Raw genomic sequence first — 6,000 nt, forward strand, 5'->3', positions numbered from 1 at the left:
TGTGGAGAACAGGCGTCATCAGCCCTTTCGGGCGGTTCGGGCTCGAAGCCCACGGCGGACGCCATCGCCCTTATTCACTTAAAGTGGTGCTTTAAAAGTTTCATGGTTCAATGCTCTTAAGAACCCTTATAAATACAACTCCCGCTACTGTTTCGAGAGGGGGATAATGGAGTTCATAGGTTTCACATACGCCACTAACTTCCTCGAAAATATACTGAAAGATGCAATGTTTGATATTATTGATAAGGCCAACAGGCTCTTTACAGACTGGGGATTGTCACTCAAGTTTCTTTACCTTGACAGTCTCACTTTAGAGCCCGGTTACCTAATCAGCGTTAAAACAAAGGAAGGCAGTGTTAAACTTTATCCCTTGGAAGTTGTTATTGATTTTCTTGATTACCGTCTCAAGGTCGAGATGGAAAAGGAAGACGGTCTGGCAATGAATAAAATTCTCGGTCTGGTCAGCTTTCCGCTTGCTTCCAGAAACCGATACTTCGACATATACGAGAGTTTCCTTGGCTTTCAAACAGAAAGGGTTGGCAGAAGGATAATGGTGCTCTCCATGAGGCCCTTTGAATCCGACGTCCTGAGAATGACGCTAAGGGCCCTTGAGAGCCCCAGCGTTGAGGATGAAGTTAAAAGCCTTGCCACCAAAATCCTCCAGAGAGAGCTTGAGACCTTTAAAGCTCGCCTTCTAAAGGGTATACTCCACGAAGTTGGCCATGCATTTGGCCTTGAACACTGCTCAAACGCCTGCGTCATGAATCCACCGGCAACTATTGAAGAGTGGGATTTGAGACCGGTGGGTTTCTGCAGGCCATGTATGGAGAAACTGAAAGAAAACCTCAGGACTTCCCGTTTTGTGCCCCGATGAGCTCTCTGACAATTTTGAGAACCCTTTCAGCGTGTCCCTTTGCCCTGACGTTGCGCTTTTCCCATACGATTTCACCATCAGGGTTTACGATGAAGGTGCTCCTAATTACGCCCTCGTACTCCTTTCCATAGCGCTTCTTCTTACCCCAGGCACCGAGGGCCTTTATGAGTTCGGTTTTCGGGTCGCTTAGAAGTTTGACCTTAAGGCCGTGCTTCTCCTTGAAACGCCTGTGACTTTCGACGGAGTCCTTGGAAACTCCGATTACCTGAAAGCCGAGTTTTTCAAACTCTGGCAAGAGCTCTGTGAACTCCTTTGCCTCTGTCGTACAGCCGGGGGTGTTGTCCTTTGGATAAACATAAAGAACCGTCCACCGCCCCTTTAGTATGTCCCCAACCCGAACTTTCTCGCCGTTTTCATCGAAGACCTCAATGTCCAAGTACGTCATAAAAATCACCCGGAGCGTTTAGGAAGCCCTAATTAATAAACCTTCCGCGGGAAACGTTTTTTAGAGACATGACATAGTTTTTTCTTAGGTGGTACCATGAGACTTCCGGGGCAGAAAACTAAGATTATAGCGACGCTCGGCCCTGCCTCTTTAAACGAAAAAACTGTTTCAGCGATGGTTCGTTCTGGAATGAGTGTTGCTAGGCTGAATTTTGCGCACGGTGACCTCAAACAGCACGAGAGGGCAGTAAAGCTCGTTAGAAAAGTCTCTGAAAAGCTCGACAGACCCGTTGCGATACTTGGCGATTTGCCCGGTGTCAAGATTCGCGTTGGGGAAATCGAGGGTGGCTCTGTAAACCTGAGGCGCTGGCAGACGATAACGCTGACTACGAGGGACGTTGTTGGAAACGAGGCGGTAATTCCGGTCGAGTTCAAGGACTTCCCGAAGCTGGTCTCAAAAGGCGACGTAATTTACCTCAGCGACGGCTTCATAGCGCTTCGCGTTGAAGAAGTCCGCGGTCAGGACGTTATATGTAAGGTTCTCGTTGGTGGAACTCTCTTCTCCCACAAGGGGATAAACGTTCCAAAGGCAAGACTTGCAATCGAGGCCGTGACTGAGAAGGACTTGGAGTTCGTGAAGTTTGCCCTCGAGGTCGGTATTGACGCAGTTGGCATAAGCTTCGTTGGTTCGGCCTACGATGTCCTCAAAGTGAGGCGCTTCGTTGATTCTCATCGTGGACATCTTTTCTTGATTGCAAAAATAGAGCGTCCCGATGCGGTTAGGAACTTCGATGAAATCTTGAATGCTTCCGATGGAGTAATGATTGCAAGGGGAGACCTCGGTGTTGAGATGCCGATAGAAAAGCTCCCCATTCTCCAGAAGAAGCTTATACGAAGGGCAAACTGCGCCGGAAAGCCCGTAATCACTGCCACTCAGATGCTCGAAAGCATGACCCACGAGAAGCTTCCCACCAGGGCCGAGGTTACCGACGTGGCAAACGCAATCCTCGACGGAACAGATGCAGTCATGCTCTCGGAAGAAACTGCCGTTGGGAAGTATCCCGTTGATGCCGTTAAGATGATGGCCAAAATAGCGAAAACCACCGAGGCTTACAGGGACAGCCTGTGGGCTAGCAGGACGGTTGAGTGGAAGATGAACGAGTGGAAGGGACGCAGATCAACGAAGGGGACCATCAAAGACGCAATAGCGAGGAGCATTATTGAGGCACTTAACTCCATCGACATTAAGTACATTCTGACTCCCACGAGAACAGGCCAGACTGCTAGGTTAATAGCCAGGTTCAAGCCAAGACAGTGGGTTCTAGCTTTTGTGACTCACGAGTGGGTTGCTCATACTCTAATGTTCTCCTATGGTGTTTATCCATTCGTAGTTGAAGAGACTAGCGAGAAAGAAATAATACGGGTTATCACTGGGTTGGGACTGGTAAACGAAGGAGACACAGTTCTCCTCACTAAGGGAACGCCCATTGGAAGAACGGCTGGGACTAATACAATTAGAATTTTCAACGTTTGAGCTTTGTCCTTTCTTTTTAATAGTTCAACCTTGGGTTGTACTCAAGAAGCATTAGCCCGTTCTTAAAAATTCTAATAGTCCCGCTCTCGGAAAGACTTATAGACATCGCCTTTGTCAGCTTGGTTATCCCGGCGGCCGCTATGTGCCTGCTCCCCAGACCTGGGGGGAGCATTAGGTCTATGACCTTTGGTTCGACCTCAAGGTACCTACCTGCGGAAACTATCCTCCCGTCCTCCCTTATAAGGAAAGCCCCGTCCAGCTGGGCAAACTCCTTGATTATCTCTTTGCTCTCCTTGTCGAGAACGTTAATCTTGTGGCCTTTGAAGGGATTTGGAATCAGCTGGTGAGAATGCTTTAGAACCCTCCTCGTATCGCCGATAACAAATATTGTTCCAACGGGTGTTCCCTCCCTGCCTTCAACGCTGAGCTCGATGGCTATCTCAAGCATTCTTTGAAGAACGTTCTGATTCTGGGCAAAGAAGCTCTTCATGGCCGAGATACCTTTTTTGACGGTTCTAATCCCAATAGATTCCTCTGTAACGTAAACGAACGAATCGCCTTCTTTTAGAATCTCGTGTTCGAGGAGAAACGCTGAAAGTAAGTTCAGAATGTTGTTGAGGTCAAGGTTCTGAGGAATCGAGACTTTCTTAATTTTCTCGTCATCAACATCAAATGAGGAGCCAACTAGGACAACTGGCAGTTCCGTCTTTGGAATTTCTTCCTCTTTTATCTCCTCCATTATTACAAGGGCTTTGGCGTTTAGTTTCTCGGCAATGTCTATGGCACTTTCAATGAGAACGGGATTTATCTTCATGGTTCTTCAAAGTTTTTCGGCCAAAAAGGTATAAAAAGATAGCGGATTAGGGGTGATGGTGATGGTATGAGGATAGTTGTTGCGATAACCGGTGCAAGTGGAGCGGTTTATGGTGTAAGACTTACAGAAGTTCTTCGTAAGTTTGGGCACGATGTGATTCTTCTCGCTACTGAGACGGGGATAAAAGTCACCCGTCACGAACTCGGCATCGAGCTCAAGCCGGATTACTCGGAGGACAACCTCTTTGCCCCAACAGCTTCCGGCTCGTATCCTTTTGATGCAATGGTAATTGCCCCTTGCTCGATGAAGACGCTCTCTGCAATAGCGAACGGCTACGCAGACAACCTAATTACCAGAACGGCAGATGTGGCGTTGAAGGAGAGGAGAAAGCTTGTGCTTTTGATTAGGGAGACTCCATTAAACTTAATCCATATTGAAAACATGTTGCGCGTTACTAAGGCCGGAGCGATAGTAATGCCGGCCTCCCCTGGATTTTACACAAAACCAAAGACTGTGGATGATATAATAAACTTTATAATCGGCAAAATCTTAGATATTCTGGAAATTGATAACGATATTTACCAACGTTGGGGGATTCCCCATGGTACAGCTGGACGATCTCGATAGAGCCATACTCAGACTCCTCAAGGAGGATGCTCGATTAACTATCTCAGAAATAGCTGAAAAATTAAACCGGCCGGAATCTACGATACACTTTAGAATAAAGAAACTGCTCGAGAAGGGTGTAATCGATAGATACACCATCATCCTTGGAGATTCTCTCCGTCCAAAGGCGATAGCTCTGATATACATCCAGGCAGAAACTCCGATCATCGAAGATTTCCTTGAGAAATACATCAGCTACATAACCAAAACGCTCTCGATTCTCCCTAACGTTCTTGCAGTTGCCAGGAGTGGTAAGGACAGTGTTATAGCCCTTGTGGGGGAGGAAAACGAGGACAAGCTCAACAAGTTCATTGATGAGACGATAAGAGTTCTCCCAACTCTGAAGCGCGTGGAAGTTATCCCAATAAAGAGCTTTGTTAAGGGCAAAGATCTCGTTGGTTTCCTCGTGGGGGTGTGAGATGGAAGTTGAGGTGAAGTTCAGGGTTGACTTCGAGAAAATTAAACTGAAAATCGAGTCCCTTGGGGCTTCTTTCGTTGGAGAAGAGCTCCAAGAGGACGTTTACTTCTCCCTTCCCTTTCCAAAGCTTCTTCGCGTTAGGAAAATCGAAAACCTCGGGAAGTCTTTTCTGACATACAAAGAAATCAAGGATCCAGGCAGGAACGAGGAGTTCGACGAGCTTGAGGTCGAAGTTTCCGACTTCCACACAACCGTTGAAATCCTTAGAAGGCTTGGCTATAGGGAGGATGTCACCGTTAGGAAACGTCGCCTGGTCTATAGGCTTGACGGCATTACCTTTGAGCTCAACGACGTTGAAGGCCTCGGCGGTTTTCTGGACATAGAGGTCATTTCCGAGGATGTTGAAGGGGCAAAGCGGAAAATCTGGGAAGTTGCGAAAAGGCTCGGACTGAGCGAGAAAGACGTTGAGCCGAGGCTCTACCAGGAGTTAATCCGGGAAAAAGAAGGGAGATGAACAACGTCACTTGGCCGTTGCAACTATCTTGATTATGTCGTTGAATTGGAGTTCGTAATCCTCCCCAACGCGCCTCTTCGTTCTGGCGTTCACCGCGTAGAGGAACGTCTTTCCAAGGTCGGTATGGACTTTGTAGGCCAAGTCCCTCGGCGTTGAGCCCTTCGGGAGGAGGTAGACATGGGGCAGAACGTTGCCGAACTGGTCGGTCAGCTTGTTCTCGTCCTGGACAGGATAAACTGGAATCAGGTTAAGCAACTCAAACACGGCCCTGTTTATGACCTCCTGAACGCCCGTTGAACCGAACCTGTTGAGAACCTTCTCCCTGATAAGCTCCAAGGCCTTTTCCTGCTTGGGGTTCATCTTTTTGAGGACTTTAAAGTCGGAACTTCCGGGTATGTAGTCTATGAATCCAGCTTTTGCGGCCTTTCTAAGGGTAAGCTCCGCGGCGGCACTCGTCGGGACGACTATATAGCCTCGCTTTTCTCCTTCTCTGATGAGCCTCTTGATTTCTTCATCGCTCGCCGCATCGGCCTTGTTTGCGGCGATTATTATGGGCTTGTTAATTTTGCGCAACTCGCGAACGAATGCCATCAAATCCTCGTCGCTCCACTTGGTGGGGTCACTTGAAAGCCCAACCCTGTGTATGGCCTCCCAGACGTCTTCCTCGCCCACGCCTATTCCCGATAGGTGGTCCGCTATTGCCTGCTCCAGCTTCATGTGCTGGAGTTTAATTCTC

Annotated in this window: 8 protein-coding genes and 1 riboswitch; of the genes, 5 read left to right on the plus strand and 3 right to left on the minus strand. The window is 48.1% G+C overall.

Annotated features, from left to right (window positions below):
- Positions 1 to 2 precede the first annotated feature (2 nt).
- A riboswitch (Fluoride riboswitch) is annotated at positions 3 to 78 on the minus strand.
- Between the two features lie 88 nt (positions 79 to 166).
- The gene (locus tag MVG27_RS05560; protein ID WP_297549135.1) at positions 167 to 874 is read left to right on the plus strand and encodes a peptidase M54; all 708 of its coding nucleotides are present in this window, start codon (positions 167 to 169) and stop codon (positions 872 to 874) included.
- On the opposite strand, the gene MVG27_RS05565 is transcribed toward MVG27_RS05560, so the two are convergent.
- Entirely contained in the window at positions 846 to 1,319 is a 474-nt protein-coding gene (locus MVG27_RS05565) for a peroxiredoxin (protein ID WP_297549137.1), read from the minus strand. The genes MVG27_RS05560 and MVG27_RS05565 overlap by 29 nt on opposite strands.
- A 96-nt stretch (positions 1,320 to 1,415) precedes the next feature.
- Between MVG27_RS05565 and pyk the strand changes: the two genes are divergently transcribed.
- Positions 1,416 to 2,852 carry a pyruvate kinase gene (gene pyk / locus MVG27_RS05570; protein ID WP_297549139.1) on the plus strand — a complete coding sequence of 479 codons (1,437 nt, stop codon included), beginning with the start codon at positions 1,416 to 1,418 and terminating at the stop codon, positions 2,850 to 2,852.
- A gap of 16 nt (positions 2,853 to 2,868) precedes the next feature.
- On the opposite strand, the gene MVG27_RS05575 is transcribed toward pyk, so the two are convergent.
- The gene (locus MVG27_RS05575) at positions 2,869 to 3,666 is read right to left on the minus strand and encodes a diadenylate cyclase (protein ID WP_297549141.1); all 798 of its coding nucleotides are present in this window, start codon (positions 3,664 to 3,666) and stop codon (positions 2,869 to 2,871) included.
- A 66-nt stretch (positions 3,667 to 3,732) separates the two neighbouring features.
- On the opposite strand from MVG27_RS05575, the gene MVG27_RS05580 reads away from it, so the two are divergent.
- From MVG27_RS05580 to cyaB, 3 genes are read left to right on the plus strand one after another with little or no spacing between them, the layout of a single operon-like run.
- The gene (locus MVG27_RS05580; protein WP_297549143.1) at positions 3,733 to 4,293 is read left to right on the plus strand and encodes a flavin prenyltransferase UbiX; all 561 of its coding nucleotides are present in this window, start codon (positions 3,733 to 3,735) and stop codon (positions 4,291 to 4,293) included.
- Positions 4,268 to 4,750, plus strand: a complete 483-nt coding sequence (locus tag MVG27_RS05585; protein ID WP_297549145.1) for an Lrp/AsnC family transcriptional regulator — start codon at positions 4,268 to 4,270, stop codon at positions 4,748 to 4,750. The genes MVG27_RS05580 and MVG27_RS05585 overlap by 26 nt, the downstream gene beginning before the upstream one ends.
- 1 nt (position 4,751) lies before the next feature.
- Positions 4,752 to 5,264 carry a class IV adenylate cyclase gene (cyaB, locus tag MVG27_RS05590; RefSeq protein ID WP_297549147.1) on the plus strand — a complete coding sequence of 171 codons (513 nt, stop codon included), beginning with the start codon at positions 4,752 to 4,754 and terminating at the stop codon, positions 5,262 to 5,264.
- 6 nt (positions 5,265 to 5,270) lie between these two features.
- Here cyaB and MVG27_RS05595 read toward each other — a convergent pair.
- Positions 5,271 to 6,000: TGS domain-containing protein (locus MVG27_RS05595; RefSeq protein WP_297556327.1), on the minus strand; the 730-nt coding region annotated here is incomplete at its 5' end.

The sequence above is a fragment of the Thermococcus sp. genome, from assembly GCF_027011145.1.
Classification (GTDB): Archaea; Methanobacteriota_B; Thermococci; order Thermococcales; family Thermococcaceae; genus Thermococcus.